Genomic DNA, 17941 nt, shown 5'->3' on the forward strand with positions numbered 1-17941 from the left:
TTGCGCTGCTTTTATGATTGCCGCAGTGGGTGCATTATTATTGTTAGCGCATTTGTTGTCTGGCACAAGCATGGCCTGCTCACAATACCTTTGCTACCAAGCTTGCGCCAATGCAAAAGCCCGCTGATTTGAAAGAATGAGCCTGGATCAAATGGGGCTGTTTTTCCCTAATTCTGCGATGTTTTAGTAAGTCTTTTAAGTATGGCTTTTTTAATCATTGCAACTACTTCAACTTTGGGGTCTGCAATTTCTGCAATTCTATATTCTATTGATGACCCAATAACCTGAGTTGCTTCCTCAAGTGACAATTGATAATCTTGTTGAAGCCAATCAAGCAGTCCTTTTGTCGCTATCTTCAAAGCATTATCCAAAGTGGTGTCCAATCCCACTGCCATGAAATACGTTTCATCTTCAATTCTTGGAAATTCAAGTTTTACTTTTTTATCTTTAATTAATTGCACAGTAAACCCGATATTCATAGAAGTTTCAAGTGCCGTTAAGTTTATTTCACCATCACCCTGAGCAGCATGTCCATCTCCCATATACAATAAGGCACCTTCGTGAAAGACTGGCAAATAAAGTTTTGATGATGTCGTTAAACGGCTGAAATCAAAATTTCCTCCATAGGGACCTGCATCTGTAGAGGCTATTGCACTATCACTGGGTGCTACGCCTACGTCTCCAAGAAATGGATTTAAAACAATGTAAAAGTTATGCAGATGATCGTATTTTACTTTTGGTGACCCCGTCATATTATTTAAATCGAGCTCCCATTCAGATGGTATAAATGAATCCTTGAGTAGATTGATATTGTCTGGCAAGCTTCTGGGAACGAAACGTACCAGGCTAATAGCACTAGGCCGGTTAAGGGCTATATTGGTGAATGTTATAACCAAAATATCTCCCTTTGAAGCACCTCTGATATAGAAAGGGCCCGTCAAAGGGTTTACACTTTTTCCGTCGGTTGCTTGTTTTCCATTTTTATCAATGCCAAAGGCATCAACACTTTCCGTGTAAATCGTGTCTCCTGGTGATATACTCAGCGCCGGTTTCGTTTCAGGCGAGAAAGTTCCGTAAAAAGTAGTTGGGTAAAAATCAATGCTCTTTTTATTTTGTCCAAAGGTTATTTGTGATAAAATCACGAGAAGGAAAACAAAGTATTTTTTCATTTTTTTAAATTTTAGCCTACCTATTTCATATCGATGTTTTCCTCCGCCCTGGTTCGTGGCACACGAACCATTCTTTGTGATAACCATAAAGCCGTTGATGATTCGTGTGCCACGAACCAGGGCATATAGATTTCTTTAAAATTTTACTTGTCTTTTAAATATACTTCAACAGGAGTTACCGTTGCACCCCATACACTTGTTATTGTTAGTTTAGTGTCGCCAGAAGATAATAATTCAAATTGTAACGAGTCATGGCTTCCGGCGGGTTCTCCCGGATATTCAAATGTATTGTTTCCAATGTATCTATAATTCTCTCCAAATACTTCATTTTTTACCCATAAGTCGTTGTCTTTTTTAAAGAGTTCCTTTTTATTTTTGAGGTCTTTGATATTAGTATAAATACCTGTTAATTTATCAATAGCAACTGCTTCGGCCGCCAAAGTAAGCGACATACTTATATCATATACCATTTTTTTTGTGCCATCTTTTAAACTTTGAACTTTTAGTATTCGTCTTTTGGAGTTTGGTGAAGATGCAGCAACATCTTTTGCAATATATTTGTCGCCTGCAAAATACAATTGCGTCACCAAAGGCTGGTAGCCTTCTGCTGTAATAATCAAATGAAAATGCGCCGGCCTGAAGTTATTTCCACTGCCATAAGGCACAGGTACAATAGTATTGAATGAATAATTTCCCTTATCGTCTGAAAATGTCGTACCTCTAAAACGAAATTCAGCAGAGGTATTATCATACTGTCCTTTATTGTCGCAATGCCACAATTCAACTTTAGCATTTTTGTAGGGTGTTATACAATCGTTGTGTTTGATTACACCACTTAATTCAATTAAAGTACCTTGTTCCCCCTTAATGACAAGGTTATTGCGGACAGGACTATTGGGCCTGTAATAAGGTCCAAGAATGTCAGAGGTGGTTTCACAGTCGCCAATAAAATGTTTGCCATCAAATTTTATAAAACCTGAGGCAGAAATTGCTACAACTGAAAGTCCGGTGTTAATTAAAAAGTCTCTTCTTTTCATATTTGTTATTTTAATGATTAAGTCTGTTATGGCATTGCCGCTAACACGTAAAACAGATGATATAACATTTTACCAACTCAAAAAATCCGAATTATAAATCAATGGATTAATGTTATCCATTTTGTATTGTTATTAAACAGGCAGGAATATTCTTAATCATGGGCAAATTATATAGAGTTAAGAATTGATTGCCGGAGATAAGGAGTAAGTGGCAAACAATGTACAATAAAAACAAACATCAAAATAAAACTTTAAGTAAACGTGCCTTTTAATTTGGTAAACGCACAACCGCTTTAATAAAAGCTCCCCCCATTGGTGCAGGCATCTCTTCAAACAGTTGCACCCTTGCATTTGGCGCAAGGGTGCAGCGTTGGCAATGTGCGCCGGGCTATCCTTGTGCCATTGCAGGCTCTGCAAAGTAACACTTCCCAATAATTAACAGGCTTACTATTTTGTTTGCGCTGCTTTTATGATTGCCGCAGTGGGTGCATTATTATCGTTATCGCATTTGTTGTCTGGTACAAGCATGGCCTACTCACAATACCTTTGCTACCAAGCCAATGCAAGAGCCCGCTGATTGGAAGATTCCGCTTGGACCAAATGGGGCTTGGACCAAATGGGGCTTGGACCAAATTGGGGTTCTTATGCACTTTGTTTTGTTTTCCTTGTCGTTTAGTCTCTCATTTGAGGCTAAAGTTGTTCATTCATCATTAGTTCGTAATGCTCTTTACCAATTGACTTGAATATTTCGATAAATACATCAAATAATATTTGAGGTTGCTCATTAATAATTTTTTGGTAATAGACACTATCTAATGCTGTAATCTTGTGGCTTTCATCATTAATAGTTGATATAAACGCACACTTTATATAGTAAGATGGGTCATTGTGATTGTCATTAAAAAGAGAAGCCCAAGAGTCTTTTCCATATCCTATAAAGTTCACATAACTCTCAATTACTCTTCTCATTGAATTAGCAATTACAATGTTCAAAGAAGTAGTTGTTGGAATGTTTGCCTTTAAATCCTTAATCGTGTTCCAGAGCAACGAATAGTCATCATAAATAGTTTTATTATGCTCTCCTTTAACAGAAGTCTTATTGTTAATCTTAGTTATTCTAAGATGCCAATAGTCAGTGCAAATTGGTCGCTTGTCAAAAGATACTTCTTTGTAGAAATATAGGTTGTGGGTTAAGATAAACACTTGAGATATACTGTCGTTTTTAAGCAGTTTTTTGTCTGGCTTAGGATTGTCACCTTTTCTTAAAATTAAATTATGAATTAAAGTTGAGACAACAAACAACGCCTGACTATCCAAACTCGAAACAGGGTCGTCAATAACTATTATTTTCTTTTTGTTGCCGTTATTCTGAATGTCGTCAGTTCCCATACACAGTTGAAAAAAATACAAGAACGAAATAAAATTTTTCTCCCCTTCACTTAAACTCTTAAAAATCGGATTGCCAGCAGTTGCATTTTGCCGTTTCAAATAATATTGAGAAATATTATTTACTACATTCCTTTCATCAATTTCAAAACCGTCAAATCCAGTATTCTTTAAAATTAAGTTGATATTGTAAACGGCTTCTCTTGTGTTTATAGTTTGGCTTCTTAATGTTTCAATTAATTGTTTGGATGCAAGAATCTTTGTCCTGTAGTCCGCAATTAAACTATTTGCCAACAATGTTATGCGTTGATATTTTACTTCCTTTTTTGCAAGGTCATCAATTTCTGTCTTGCAGTTGGAAGCCATAAAATTCCAAATTTCCGAAATTAAATTTATTCTGTTTGCATTTAACTCTGAAAAGATTTTATTGTTTTCATTTGACTTCTTAATTATGTCCGAAAGGTCATTTTTGAATGAATTAATTGAGACAATGTGTTTTCTTTCATTAGGGCTTTCAATTTTATCTGTAATTATTTTATTGTTACTACTGAAATGTTGTTGTAGATTAAAATAAACATTTGTAACTAAATTATCAGGATTGAATTCATTTTGGATGCTAATTAAATTTGCTAAAAACGATTCTGTTTTTTGTTTATAATTTGTTTGAAATGCAGCCAGTTCACTAATCTTTCCTTTGTAGGTCAAATCAAAATACTTATTGAATTGCTCCTTCAAATTTTCATCAATTGTTTCCTGCTGGCAAAATGGGCAAATGTCACCGGTTTTGTCAAGAAATTGAATCCCCGTTTCAACCCAACTCCTTGCATTTAATTTCGCAATCAAAGCTGCAATATCTACATCTTCGTTACCGATAATAACTTCCTGTAGCAACTTTTCCAACTTTACTTCAATTACTCTTATTTCTTTGTAAAGAACAGATCTTAAGTTTTGACTGACTTGTTTGATTTCTTTTTCATAGAGTAGTTGATAGCGATGAGTAAGTTGTGGGATCGTGAGAATTATAGTCGAAGGGTTTGCAAGTTTATTTTTTAGTTCCTGTAAATTATTCGGTTTACTACCCGAATGAGCTAAACTAATTTTTGTGAACGTTGCGAATGAATTTCTTTGTCTCCAACAATGTTCTAATAATTTATTTTGCTGCTTTCGCCTTGCGGCTTCAATACTTTCAGTTAAAATTGTCTTGCTTGTTATTTGGTCGTCAAATTTAAGTATTGAATCTTCTTCATTTGCTATCTGGCCATCAATAATCGCATTAGCCTGATTTAAAGAAAATACACCCTTTAATACAGGATTTCTATTGAAATTTACTTCTGTAAAATTTTCGTCAAAGACTAGTATTTGCTGATTGGATTCAATATAGCCTGTCTGTGAACAGTCATTAAAGTCCTGTGATTTAAGGCTTGTGTCAAGACTAAGATTGTATAGATATTTAACTATGGTCGATTTGCCTGAACCATTATATCCAAAGAAAAAATTCACTTTTTTCAAATCAGGGATTTCCACACCATCTACACTGTCATAGGTTGCGATATTTTTTATCTTAAGTGTCTCTATCATATTGGGGGTGTCATTTACGCTTGCAGGGCAACACGTAGATCTATAATATTAGGTGCTATTTGTTAAAAAAAATTGCAATTGTAAATCAATGGATTAATGTTATACATTTTGTATTGTTGTTAGTACAATACGTTTTATAAATTGTCCGGTTTTGCCCATTTAAATTACACGTGGCTAAAACACATAAAAAAACGTGCAGGCCGCAAACGGACATAAATATTTATAGTCATGGAAAAATGGTTTAGGGTTAAAAATTAAGTGCTGGATATTAGAAGTAAGTGGCAAACAATGTACAATAAAAACAAACACCAAAATAAAACTTTACGTAAACGTGCCTTTTAATTTGGTAAACGCACAACCGCTTTAATAAAAGCCCTCAACGGTATGCCGTACAAGTGAGTGACACTACGATGACGCCCAATGAAAACATACCCGGACAATACTGCATTTAAAACTTCTGGCTACGGCAAGGATGGCCGTTGTACTTCATCCAACGTTCCGGGTATGCTGTCAGGGCTTTTATTTGCTGAAAGTCGGCTCTCTTCTGCGTGTTGGAGGCTTTCTTTTGCTGCTATTGCCCTTTCTTTTGCTGCTTTTGCGTGCGCTTCCGCTGCTTTTGCGATTTCTTTTGCTGCTATCGCCCACCCTTTTGCAGCATGCAAGGCTGTTCCTGCTGCTTTTGCGCAGTCTTTTGCTGCTACCAGGATTTTTTCCGCAGCTACCGGGCTTACTTCCGCTGCTAACGGGCTTTCGTTTACTGCTTTTGTGGCTTCTTCCGCCGCTTTATTGGGGTGGCTTGCTGCCCTGGGAGCCCTGTTTTTTGCATGGTGGTTTCAGCCTGAGCCTGTTATAAAAAAATGCGGGTAAATAAGGGTAAGCGCTGCTTGCGGCAAGGGTAAAACGTTACTTTGTTGAACAGGCAGCCAATAATTATTACCCACGGCCTGTTAATACCACAACCCACAATTTGTGGCAAACGTAAAATTCAATTATTATGAAGACTCAAAAAATCAACATGAGTTTTGCTGCGTATGGCGATGCGGTTTTTGAACAAAAGGCACAGGCCATACTGAGCAGTATGACGAACAATCCTGCCTTTCCCAACCCCGTGCCTACGCTGCAGGAGGTAACCAATGCCCTGGCACAATACAGTGCCGACCTGGTGGCAGCAGCCTCGCTTGACCGGACGGCTGTGGCCAGGAAAAACCAAAGCCGCACCCTGCTGGAAAACCTGCTGCGCCAGCTGGGCATGTACATTATGTACGTTGCCAACGGAGACGCAGCCATCCTTACCAGCAGCGGCTTTACGCTGAGCAAGCTGCCGGAGCCCAATTACATTACCAACCCGGGCAATGTTACGTTGGCCAATGGCGTAAGCACGGGGGTAATGGAAGTATCGGTGGGTGCGGTAAAGGGCGCCAAAGGCTATGTGTACCAGATAGCCGCCGAAGAGCCTGTTACGGGAACTGAATGGCAAAGCACCAACAGCAGCCGCAGCAAATTTATCTATACCAACCTGCAGCCGGGTAAACGCTACTGGGTAAGGGTGGCGGCCACTGGCAGCGGCGAACAGATTGCCTACAGCCCCGTGGCAAGCCAGTTTGTGCAGTAACCCGGTTGATTGCCTTAAAGCTTTATTGATTGCAGGCTGGTTGTATTGACAGTCTGCATTTTGATAAAGCTTTTTACTTTCCGGAAAAATGAGTAAAAGTACGCATTGACATTTTGAATAATATTTATTTCATTTGTATTACTTTTTTCACTAACCCATACATTTATGAAATCAGATGCCGCTATCAGAAAGTTGATTGAACAACGTACCCTGCCCCAGGGATTTTTAAAATGGATTACCGACCGGCATATTTTTGAATTTTTCGGCATCAGTCCGGACACGCTGAAAAACTGGCGCCGCCTGCGTAAAGTAACCTACAGCCGTTTTTGCGGTATTCTTTTATATGACGCCGAAGAGATGCTGGCGGAAATTGAAAAAGCGAAAGTGATGCGGAAGGCGCAGTGATTTTAGCGGAGGATGGAACACGGATGACACGGATTGATACGGAGGAGGGCTGATTTTTTGTGTATACTGCATGGCAGAATTACCTATTTTAGAGCCGAAACATCCGTTCTACCTGCTTTCATCCGCTATATAAGCGTTTTCGATTATATTACTTTTCACATCTGCACCAGATAGCTATATAAAAATCCGTTTTTCATCCGCGCCTTCCGCGTCATCAGCGTTCTATCATTTAGTTCCGCAGCAATACTTAGCTCCATAAAAAAACCGCCTCAATATTGAGACGGCTGTTTTATACCATAATCCTGAATGATTATATCTTTAGGAAAAACCTTTTGTATTTTTAACTGCGCTGATCTGGTACCCTCTTGCTCTTCCTCCTCTTTTCGTCCGTCATCGCTTGTATATACTATAAGTCCTAAACCATGCCAATAACCTAATGCGTTGGTTTTAAGCAGTATATAGTTTTGGTAGCCAGACTATTTTCCATTTTTAGGAAGCAAATGACATAAACTGGAATGTCAGCCGACAGAGGAAGCTGTTGAAGGATTGATTAGCTGTTTGGCTGTTTGTTGTGGATACTTTTTTATCGTGGGGCTTACTTTACCTGAACTATAATTTGTTTGATTTTTATGATTTTGATGATTGGCCGTTTGGAGTACATTACTGCATCTTTAATTGGCACTGCATTCTTAATCCTGTTAATCATCGAACCCTTTCATTACGTTATGGCCCCGGTACAACAGCTCCCCTTTTTCGCACGCTGCAACTTCATTATCGTCTGTATTCATTTCCCTTCTCACAATCTCATCCGCACTCCGGCATTGAAATCCGTCATTTACATAATCACAGGCTGAAGCAGTGTTGCCGGTAATTAGTTTTACAGCACCTTATTGCCGTTCTTTTTGTAACTTATCTAATTATTTTTTAAACTTCAAACCGGCAGTCAGGACTCTGTTATGAAAAAATATTTATTCCTCTCAGCAATGGTGACTGCTTTAAGCCTGGCAGCATTTTCCCAGGCTACTGAGCAACTGAAAATTGACAGCCTGAAAAATTTGGCAACTCATTTAAAAGGTAGCGAAAGAATAGACTGCCTGAATTTGTTATGCCGAACCATTTCAACCGCTCATCTTGCATTGAATGAAAGAGCCGGTGCCATGTACGACTATGCCTCTGTTGCCAACAAAGAAGCAAACAAAATAGGTTATAAAAAAGGAATTGCAGCATCATTAATGAATTTAGCAGATTATGAACAGATAAAAGCGCTCGGTTTAAGAATAAGTGGAAAGGATGATTATGAAGTTCAAAAAGAAGTGGAAAACTATTTAACCCAATCTATAACGCTGGCAGAACAGATACATGATTACGAAACATTGGGTTATGCTTACATGTATTGGGCTGATATGGGTTTTGTAAGAAACAATTATGTAGAAAACGAAGCAAGAAATATTTACCGTAAAAAATCTATTGATGCTTTTAATAAAGCAGGCAACGAAAGCCAGGAAGGAAAGCTTTGTACGTGGCTTTCTGAAAGTTACATTGAAACCGGTTATTATGAAGCTGCGTTTGAATATTGCCAGCGGGCTATTGCGCTTAACAAAAAAGTAATTCCACAGGCAATAACAAAAGAAGAAAAAGCTTACAACAATACTGTTTACCAGGTATCATTGGCCGACATGGCTAAACTGTATGAAACGGCAGGTGATTATCAAACAGCTTTGCAATACCTTAACCAGAACAACCAGTTTACCCTGGAACATCAAACCGGTTTTGATGTGGCAGAGCAAAAGGCTGAGATATTTCGCTTAACAAACCAATACGATTCTTCTTTCTATTATTTAAAAAAGTTAATGGCTCAGTATCCTGATAATGCTGCATGGATAAAAAAGGATATTGGAGCTACCTTCCTGTTGAAAAATGAATATGACAGCGCTTTGGCAGTATTACAGGAACCGCTTGCCTTTTATAGAAAAAAGGATCCTGTTGGCAGGGTACTGGGCCCAACATTATTATACATCGGCAGCGCTTATGCAGGTAAAAAGGAGTATGCCGCTGCACTGCCTTATGCACAAGAAGGTATGGCACTTGTATTGAAAATAGGATCAAGGTCCGACGCATTGAAAGGATACGAATTGCTATCAGGGATCTATCATCATGCTGGAAATAATGACAGCGCTTATCAGTGTTTGCTCAAATACATTACTTTAAAAGATTCTGTTCAAAACAGGCAATTCATATTTCGTTTGAACAATTATAAAAAAATTTCGGAGGATACTATAAAAGAAGCGAGGATAGGGTTATTAAATAAAGACAATAAGATTAAAGATCAGCAATTGAAACAGGAGGCGACTGTTAAAAAATTTCTAGTTGCAGTATTCATCGCTTTTATTTTTGCCGGCCTATATGTTTTCAGAAACCTCACACTTAAACGAAAGAACGAAAAACTGCAGCGGGAGCAAACAGAACAGGAATGGAAAATGAAACACCTGGAAAGTGAAAAGAAACAGGCCGAACTGCAGCGGCAGGCTGGTGAACTGGAAATGCAGGCATTGCGTGCACAAATGAACCCGCATTTTATTTTTAATTGTCTTAGTTCCATCAATCGTTTTATTTTAAAAAATGAAAGTAAAACAGCATCCAGTTATTTAGTCCGCTTTTCCCGCCTGATACGCATGGTGCTCATCAATTCTCAAAAGCCACTGATAACACTGGAGGATGAGCTGCAAATGCTCACTATTTATCTTGATATGGAACGGCTCCGTTTTAAAGATTCATTCGATTATGGCATCACCTTTTTAAACACCGTGGAAACAGATAATATTTATATTCCACCTTTGCTGTTGCAGCCGTTTTGTGAAAATGCCATCTGGCATGGGCTGATGCACAAAGAAGGACAGGGCCGGCTGAATATTGAATTTAGCATGAAGGACAATATTCTACATTGCACCATCGCTGATAACGGTATCGGGCTGGAGAAATCGGAGGAAATGAAAAGTAAATCGGCTGAAAAAGAAAAATCGATGGGGTTAAAAATCACCACAGAGCGGTTGGCCCTGTTGAACAGCCAGAAAGGGCTGCACAGTTTTTATGAAATAGAAAATATATTGGATGAAAAGGGAAATGTGGCTGGGACTAAGATAAATTTAAAGATCGGCTTTAAAGAAAGAGAAGAACTTTTAAATACATAAAAAGTTTATTGGATGATTAAGGCAATGATTATTGATGACGAACCCTATTGCTGCGAATCGCTGGCAATACTGCTGGAAGAATACTGCCCGGAGGTTGCTGTAACCGGTATTTTTAATGACGGCACAGATGCCCTCATTGCTATCAGGAAGCAAGCCCCTGACCTTATATTTTTGGATGTGGAAATGCCGAAGATGAACGGCTTCGATATGCTGAAACAATTACCCGCCGTTAATTTTGAAATCATCTTTACCACCAGCTACGACCAATATGCACTGAAGGCAATACGTTTTAGTGCGATTGATTATTTATTAAAACCCATTGATATTGATGAACTGCAAAACGCGGTACAAAAAGTTATCCGGCGCTCTCAAAAACCCATTGCAGCGCAATTGGAAATTTTAATGCAAAAAATACAAAAGCCATCCGCCCCCATCAGCAAAATTGCCCTGCCCACCATGGAAGGCTTACAAATGGTAGCTGTTGACACCATCATCAGTTGTGAATCTGACAGCAATTATACCAGGCTGCATTTAAAAAACAACAGGAAAATGGTAGTATGCCGCAATTTAAAAGACATGGAAGAATTACTGGAAGAACATTCTTTTGCCCGTGTGCATCGTTGTTACCTTGTTAATTTAAATGAAGTAGAAAAATTTGTAAAAGGCGAAGGTGGCTATCTTATTATGAGCGATGGTTCATCGATAGACGTTTCAAGAAATAAAAAAGAATTCCTGCTGAAAAAATTATCTCCCAACAGGAATGAACATTGATTCCGGCCATTTGCTTCAAGCATGCTAATGAGGTGAAGTCTGCGCCGGCGCAGGATGCAGCTTTGGCGGATGCGTTTGCTGCCGTTGTGCATGGCTGACTGATGCAAAATAAATCTTCCTCAACAAAATGCGGTAACATATTGGTAAAACGTTACTGCTACTTCCTACAATTTCCGCAACTCTTTCTTTAATATTTTTCCGGTAGCGCTCATGGGTAATGCTGCAACAAACTCAATGTGCCGGGGATATTTGTAAGATGCTATCCGCTCTTTGGTCCAATTGAGCAATTCGGTAGAGGATACTGTATGGCTTTCTTTCAATACTACAAATGCTTTTACCTCCTCTCCCAGTTCTTCATGCGGTATGCCTATCACCGCCACCAGCGATACTGCTTCGTGCTGTATCATAGTTTCTTCCACTTCTCTTGGGTACACATTGTACCCGCCCCGAATGATCATATCCTTTGTACGGTCTACGATGTAATAAAAACCATCCGCGTCTTTAACAGCAATGTCGCCGGAATGCATCCATCCATTTTGTAAAACGGCAGCGGTGGCTTCGGGCTTTTTATAATATCCCTTCATTACGTTGTGGCCCCGGTACAACAGTTCACCTTTTTCACCGACGGGTACTTCGTTGCCTGCTGCATCAACCAGTTTTACCTGTACACCCCAAACCGGTGTGCCCACTGAACCTGGCTTGCGGCCGGTTTTTAAATCGTTGAATATTACTACCGGCGAACCTTCTGACATACCATACCCTTCGATGATGGGTACCTTAAAACGCTGCTCAAAATCCTGCAGCACTTTTACCGGCAGCGATGCACCACCGGACAGGCAGAGTTTTAAATTGGCTGCAATACCGGCAAAATCAATTTCCGGGTTGGTATAATTTAACAATCCCCAGAACATAGTAGGCACGCCAATAAAAATGGTGACTTTATATTTCTGCATTAAGGCAAAGGCGTTGCCTGCATCAAAACGTGTCAGTAAAATCCCGGTGCCGCCTTTGTACACGCCGGCATTTAATAAAGCCGTCATACCAAAAATATGAAACAGCGGCAACACAACTAAACCCGTATCATCTGCAGTACTGTTCATCAAATCGCAAATAAGGATGGCATTCAACAGCAGGTTGCTGTGTGTGAGCTCAGCGCCTTTTGGCCGGCCTGTAGTGCCGGAGGTATAGATGATTACACAGGTGTCTTCCGCATTGGTTTGGCAAATTTCAAATACGTCCGGTTGATTGTTCATTAAATCCCACATGGTTGATGTACCTGCAATGGAGGTGGGCATGGCTGCATCGGGCATAATCAAAAAAAACAATTCGCATGCTGCTACTGCATTAAAGGCATCGTGGCCCATTTGCCCGATAGGTAAATCCGGCGTGCCGGTGTAACAGCAATAGGCTTTGGCATCACTGTCGCGAAGATGGTATTCTATCTCATCTTTTTTAAGCAACACACTCAACGGCACCACCACTGCCCCGGTTTTAATAATGCCATAATACAACACCGGAAAGGCAGGCAGGTTGGGGCAACTGAGGGCAACTTTATCGCCGGGTACAATGCCGCGGCTTACCAGGCCGTTGGCCACTTTGTTTGCTGCTGCATTTAATTCAGCATAGGTAATTGAACGATCCATAAAGGTAAAGGCGGCTTTTGCGGGATACTGCCGGGCGCTATCCTCCAAAATAACAGACAAGTTTAGCATGGTAATTTTTTATTGGCAATCGTTGTTAATATGGCTTTGTTGTTACCGGCGCAAGTGCAGTGTACAACGTCTTTCCTGATCAAATTATAACAAATTTATGGTGTACTAAAATTTAATACTGCTGATGATTACGGCACGGCTGTTTTCTAAAAGCTGTTGTTGTTTTGTTATCAGCATCAACTTTATTTTATGATTTATGATTATCCTTTTATCTTTAGCCGGCGCCATTGTGAAATATTCGTATACTTTCAGGCGGCATTTATTCAACTAAAATTTACTACAACTAATGGGAAAAGTAATTCTGGTAACCGGTGCATCTTCCGGCATAGGCCTTGCCTGTGCAACAGCGCTTCAATCAAAAGGACATACCGTATATGGTTCTGCCCGTAACCTTAACCGGTTGCAATCTGTATCGTTTAAACCAATTGAGTTAGATGTTACCGATGATGCTTCTGTAAAAAAGGCCATTGCTGCCATTATACAGGCAGAAGGCAAACTGGATGTACTGGTAAACAACGCCGGCAACGGTGTTGCAGGCCCTGCCTATACCATGTCTGTAGAAAATGCAAAGAAACAATTTGAAGTTAATTTTTTTGGCGTTGTGCGCATGTGCACTGCCGTTCTGCCCGGGATGATTGAAAGAAAACAGGGAACGATTATTAACATCGGTTCGCTGGCCGGCCTTTTTGGGCTGCCTTACCAAAGCATGTACAGTGCATCCAAATACGCCATTGAAGGCTACTCTCAAAGCCTGCGGATGGAACTGCGCAATACCGGTGTAAAAGTAGTAGTGATTAATCCCGGCGATTTTAAAACCGGCTTTACAGAAAGCAGGGAAAAAACGGCGTTTGGCATTGCCAACCCTCAATTGGAAACAGAATACAAAGCCGCTGTTGCCAGCATGGAAAAAGACGAAAGCATCGGCCAAAGCCCGGATGTACTGGCGGCTAAATTATGTAAGATTGTAGATACCGCCAATCCGGCTCACCGTTACCTGATCGGGGCATTTGGACAAACCATTGCACCTACATTAAAGCGCATATTACCGGGATCGTTGTTTGAAAAATTAATGAATGATCATTACGGCATTAAGTAACAGTATCCACCGGTTATGACTCCTGAAAAAAATAATAAAAAAACCATCTGGGCATGGGCTATGTTTGATTGGGCCAACCAATCGTACAATATGGTAATTACCTCTACCATTTTTCCGGCCTATTATGTTGCCATTACAGCCAATAAAGAAAAGGGAGATATGGTTTCTTTTTTTGGTCACCAGTATGTTAACACCGTATTGTCCAATTACATCCTGGGATTGTCGTACCTCATTATTGTGGTGATGCTGCCCATACTTACTTCCATTGCCGATTACAAGGGACATAAAAAATTATACCTGCAGTTCTTTACCTGGATGGGCAGTTTGGCCTGTGCCGGCCTGTTCTTTTTTACAATGGACAACTTTGAATTCAGCATGATTTGTTTTGGCATTGCTTCGGTTGGTTATTGTGGCGGCTTTGTATTTTATAATTCCTACCTGCCGCAAATTGCTACTATTGACCAGCAGGATGCCGTGAGTGCCAAAGGATTTATTTATGGCTTTGCAGGAAGCATTGTTGTACAGGTTATTTGTTTTGTTTTTGTATTATCCCCTTCCACATTTGGTATTACGGATGATGCATTGCCTGCCCGTATTTCATTCTTAATAGTAGGCATCTGGTGGCTGGGCTTTTCTATCATTCCTTTTTATTTACTGCCGAAAGGCATGCCCAATGCAGGTTCTCACAACTACAATGTTTTTACCGGCGGTTTTAAAGAACTGGCCAAGGTATGGTACAACTTAAAACACCTGCCCTTATTAAAACGATTTTTACCTGCCTTCTTCTTTTATTCGGTAGGCGTACAAACCATTATGCTGGTGGCAGCTAATTTTGGCGCCAAGGAATTAAAAATGCCGGAAGAAAGTTTAATCAGTATTATTTTGATCATACAGCTGGTGGCTATTATCGGTGCTTCTTTTACAGCGAAATTGTCTGGTAAATATGGTAATACCAAAGTGCTGGCGGGCATTGTTTTTATCTGGGCTTTGATATGTGCCGGTGTTTATTTTGTTACCAATGCAATGCAGTTTTATGTTGCCGCTGTATTGGTTGGGATCGTGATGGGTGGTGTACAGTCGTTGTCACGCTCCACGTATTCCAAATACATTCCGCAAAATATTCCAGACACCGCTTCTTATTTCAGCTTTTATGATGTTACCGAAAAACTGTCTATTGTTGTTGGCTTATTTACCTTTGGTTTTGTAGAATCATTAACGCATGAAATGCGGGATTCGGCCCTGGTACTGGATGGCTTTTTTGTAATCGGATTGCTGTTACTGGTATCGTTATCCATTTTTGAAACAGGCCATCAATCTGCAAAAACAGTGATTGCTTAAACCGACAGCAATGGAAAAATCTACTTCCGCAAGACGCCATTTTATCAAACTATCTGCAATGGGTATTGGCAGTCTGGCTGCAGCGCCGGTTGTACAAGCCATGCCAATATCAGCAACATATAGTGCAGATAAAAAACTGCGCATTGTTTGCGTTGGCGCCCACCCCGGCGATCCGGAATTTGGGTGCGGGGGCACTATGGCTAAATACAGCGATGCCGGTCACAAGGTTACATTTTTGTATCTCACAAAAGGCGAAGCCAGCGATGCTACAAAGACCTATGCCGAGATGGCGGAGCTGCGAACAAAGGAAGCTGCTGTATCCTGCAAAATATTAGGCGCTACGGCCATGTATGCGGGCCAGATTGATGGCAACACCGTACTGGATAAAAACAAGAATGAAGAGATGACCAAAATGATCCTGGCACTGGAACCAGATATCGTATTTACACAATGGCCTGTAGACGGACATCCGGATCACCAGGTGACCGGTTTGTTACCACTGACTGCTTGGGTAAGGACGGAAAGAAAATTCCATTTATACTTTTACGAAGTAAACACGGGCAGCGAAACCATGGGCTTTACTCCAACGGATTACGTTGATATTACCGCTTTGCGGGAGCGTAAGAAAGAAGCCATGTTTGCACACAAAACGCAAGACCCCATCAATACATACAACGATTACTTTAAGCCACTGGAAGAATTTCGCGGCCTGGAAGCAGGCGTAAAAGCAGCAGAGGCATTTATTCATTTTAAGGCCAAAGGCGAAAGAAGTACCATCATCGGATTGTAACACCCCATTCAATATCGTTTACTTAAAACATTAACCGGATAAGCTGTATCCTTAGATTGCTTTCGGCGTAATGCAGAATGAAAAAGAGATAGCACCAGCGTTACAGTTACGCAACCACGCCTGCTTCGGAAGCCACTTTCAACTTGTCCTTTAGCGAATGATTATTTTTTCAACATCGGTATTATTATCTCCAATAAACTTTACCATGTAAACCCCGGTGGGTAATGTGTTTACTGGTATTTTAACCTGGCCGGATTGCCCTGTAATATTTTGATTAGCAACAATGGCCCCGTTGCTGCTTACCACTTCCAATGCACGATATCCGGGTTTATCAAGGTATGCATTGATGATACCGTTGCTAACAATAGTAGGAGCAATTAAATTTTTAATGGTGTTATTTACCGGGAATTGTATCACGGCCGAATAATGAAAACTGCCATCCGCATTTATCAATTTCAGCCGGTAAAAAACAATGCCGTTATACCGGAAGGCATGTAAAAAATGGTAGGTATTTACAGCCGAAGTCAACACCGGTTGCACAGTTCCTGCAAAAGAAAATGCACTGCCGTTTAAACTGTATTCAACATCATACTGACGTATGTTTTGTTCAGCTGCTGTTCGCCATTGCAGTGCCACACCTGCTTTTTCCGGCACACCGGCAAAGGCTGTTAATGTTACTGGCAAAGGTCCGGGTGCGTCTATCCGGAACACGCTGTTGCCTGTGAGCGAGACGGCGTATACTTCTCCATTTTCTGTCTCACCAAAATCAGCGATGTTATTTGTTGCAAGCACTTGTGTTGTAGTAATCCATCCGCCGGAACCATTTGGTTTCGTAAGGTAAAATGTACCTGAATAAAAATCGGCGCTGATATTATAACCCTGCAGCGATGGATACTGCGTTCCCCGGTAAACGACGCCGCCTGTAATGGCAGCTGCCGGATTTTGGGTAGGATAAGTATACACCGGAAAAACGTAATTGGCTATCGGTCCGCAGCCGGTTGTGTTGTAGGTATTATTGCCTTCGTAACAACGCCATCCATAGTTTACCCCGGCAGTTGCTGCCGCTGGCCTGAAATTAATTTCTTCAAAAGAATCCTGCCCAACATCTCCTATCCACATATCATTGGTAAGCCGGTCAAAACTCCAGCGAAATGGATTGCGCAAACCAAGATCGTATATTTCATTGCCAAAAGGATTGCCTGCGGGGATGGTATAATAGGGACTTACGCTGGAAGTATTTACATCAAACCGCAAAATTTTTCCCAGCAGCACAGCGGTATTCTGTGCGTTGTTGGGAACATCACCACCACCTCCGCCATCACCGGTTGACAGGTAAAGGAATCCATCCGCACCAAAGTGCAACTCTCCACCATTGTGATTGGAATTTGTTGGATGCGGTATCGTAATTAAAATCACTTTGGAGGCTGGATCCGCAACATTGGCATCGCTGCTGATATGGTATCTTGCCAGCTCCAGGTCACCGGCCGTGTTGGTATAATATACATAGAAAAAACCGTTGGCAGCATAATTTGGATGAAACACCATACTGAGCAAACCCCGCTCTCCGCCAACGTTTACGTTAGATACGGTAAGAAAATCTGCCAGGAAATTAAACGAAGCATCATATGCTTTTATGGTACCGCCCTGCTGTACAATAAAAACACGGTTTGTTCCGTCACCGGCATTTACAAACTGTATGGGTGAACTTAACCCGGAAGTAATCACCGGTGTTAAAGCGATGGTTGGTTGAGCAAAACTTTTTCCTGTTAAAAACAAAAAGCACATACAACAAAGCAGGCGGTTTAGCACGCTATTCTTCAAGCAGGTAATGTCAAATTGTATCATGGCAAATAAATTTT

The 17941-nt window shown here is 40.6% G+C and carries 13 protein-coding genes; 8 read left to right on the forward strand and 5 right to left on the reverse strand.

Annotation, left to right across the window (positions count from 1 at the left end; all coding sequences use genetic code 11):
- Positions 1-167 precede the first annotated feature (167 nt).
- The 3 genes from QWZ08_RS17095 to QWZ08_RS17105 form a co-directional block, all read right to left on the reverse strand.
- On the reverse strand, positions 168-1169 hold the full coding sequence (locus QWZ08_RS17095; RefSeq protein WP_290338717.1) for an acetamidase/formamidase family protein: 1002 nt from the start codon (positions 1167-1169) through the stop codon (positions 168-170).
- Between the two features lie 143 nt (positions 1170-1312).
- Positions 1313-2206 carry a dioxygenase family protein gene (locus QWZ08_RS17100; protein WP_290338718.1) on the reverse strand — a complete coding sequence of 298 codons (894 nt, stop codon included), beginning with the start codon at positions 2204-2206 and terminating at the stop codon, positions 1313-1315.
- A 690-nt stretch (positions 2207-2896) separates the two neighbouring features.
- On the reverse strand, positions 2897-5170 hold the full coding sequence (locus QWZ08_RS17105) for an AAA family ATPase (RefSeq protein WP_290338719.1): 2274 nt from the start codon (positions 5168-5170) through the stop codon (positions 2897-2899).
- Positions 5171-5590: 420 nt separating this feature from the next.
- Between QWZ08_RS17105 and QWZ08_RS17110 the strand changes: the two genes are divergently transcribed.
- The 5 genes from QWZ08_RS17110 (at position 5591) to QWZ08_RS17130 (ending at position 11146) form a co-directional block, all read left to right on the forward strand.
- On the forward strand, positions 5591-6037 hold the full coding sequence (locus tag QWZ08_RS17110) for a hypothetical protein (RefSeq protein WP_290338720.1): 447 nt from the start codon (positions 5591-5593) through the stop codon (positions 6035-6037).
- Between the two features lie 127 nt (positions 6038-6164).
- Positions 6165-6782, forward strand: a complete 618-nt coding sequence (locus QWZ08_RS17115; RefSeq protein WP_290338721.1) for a fibronectin type III domain-containing protein — start codon at positions 6165-6167, stop codon at positions 6780-6782.
- A 165-nt stretch (positions 6783-6947) separates the two neighbouring features.
- Positions 6948-7187 (forward strand): hypothetical protein, encoded by a 240-nt coding sequence (locus tag QWZ08_RS17120; protein WP_290338722.1) that lies wholly within the window; start codon positions 6948-6950, stop codon positions 7185-7187.
- Between the two features lie 956 nt (positions 7188-8143).
- On the forward strand, positions 8144-10375 hold the full coding sequence (locus tag QWZ08_RS17125; RefSeq protein WP_290338723.1) for a tetratricopeptide repeat-containing sensor histidine kinase: 2232 nt from the start codon (positions 8144-8146) through the stop codon (positions 10373-10375).
- 12 nt (positions 10376-10387) lie between these two features.
- The gene (locus QWZ08_RS17130; RefSeq protein ID WP_290338724.1) at positions 10388-11146 is read left to right on the forward strand and encodes a LytR/AlgR family response regulator transcription factor; all 759 of its coding nucleotides are present in this window, start codon (positions 10388-10390) and stop codon (positions 11144-11146) included.
- Positions 11147-11310: 164 nt separating this feature from the next.
- Here the strand turns inward: QWZ08_RS17130 and QWZ08_RS17135 are convergent, their stop codons facing one another.
- Positions 11311-12858 (reverse strand): long-chain-fatty-acid--CoA ligase, encoded by a 1548-nt coding sequence (locus QWZ08_RS17135; protein ID WP_290338725.1) that lies wholly within the window; start codon positions 12856-12858, stop codon positions 11311-11313.
- A gap of 286 nt (positions 12859-13144) precedes the next feature.
- Here QWZ08_RS17135 and QWZ08_RS17140 point away from each other — a divergent pair, with 286 nt between their 5' ends.
- From QWZ08_RS17140 to QWZ08_RS17150, 3 genes are read left to right on the forward strand one after another with little or no spacing between them, the layout of a single operon-like run.
- Positions 13145-13954: an SDR family oxidoreductase gene (locus QWZ08_RS17140; RefSeq protein WP_290338726.1), complete on the forward strand. Its 810-nt coding sequence runs from the start codon at positions 13145-13147 to the stop codon at positions 13952-13954.
- A gap of 15 nt (positions 13955-13969) precedes the next feature.
- Positions 13970-15292 (forward strand): MFS transporter, encoded by a 1323-nt coding sequence (locus QWZ08_RS17145; RefSeq protein WP_290338727.1) that lies wholly within the window; start codon positions 13970-13972, stop codon positions 15290-15292.
- 10 nt (positions 15293-15302) lie between these two features.
- A complete protein-coding gene (locus tag QWZ08_RS17150) occupies positions 15303-16082 on the forward strand; it encodes a PIG-L deacetylase family protein (protein WP_290338729.1) in 780 nt (259 codons plus the stop codon).
- A 150-nt stretch (positions 16083-16232) separates the two neighbouring features.
- Here QWZ08_RS17150 and QWZ08_RS17155 read toward each other — a convergent pair whose 3' ends face one another.
- Positions 16233-17927 (reverse strand): PQQ-dependent sugar dehydrogenase, encoded by a 1695-nt coding sequence (locus QWZ08_RS17155; RefSeq protein ID WP_290338730.1) that lies wholly within the window; start codon positions 17925-17927, stop codon positions 16233-16235.
- Positions 17928-17941: the final 14 nt, after the last annotated feature.

Source organism: Ferruginibacter paludis (genome assembly GCF_030409685.1).
Lineage (GTDB): Bacteria > Bacteroidota > Bacteroidia > Chitinophagales > Chitinophagaceae > Ferruginibacter > Ferruginibacter paludis.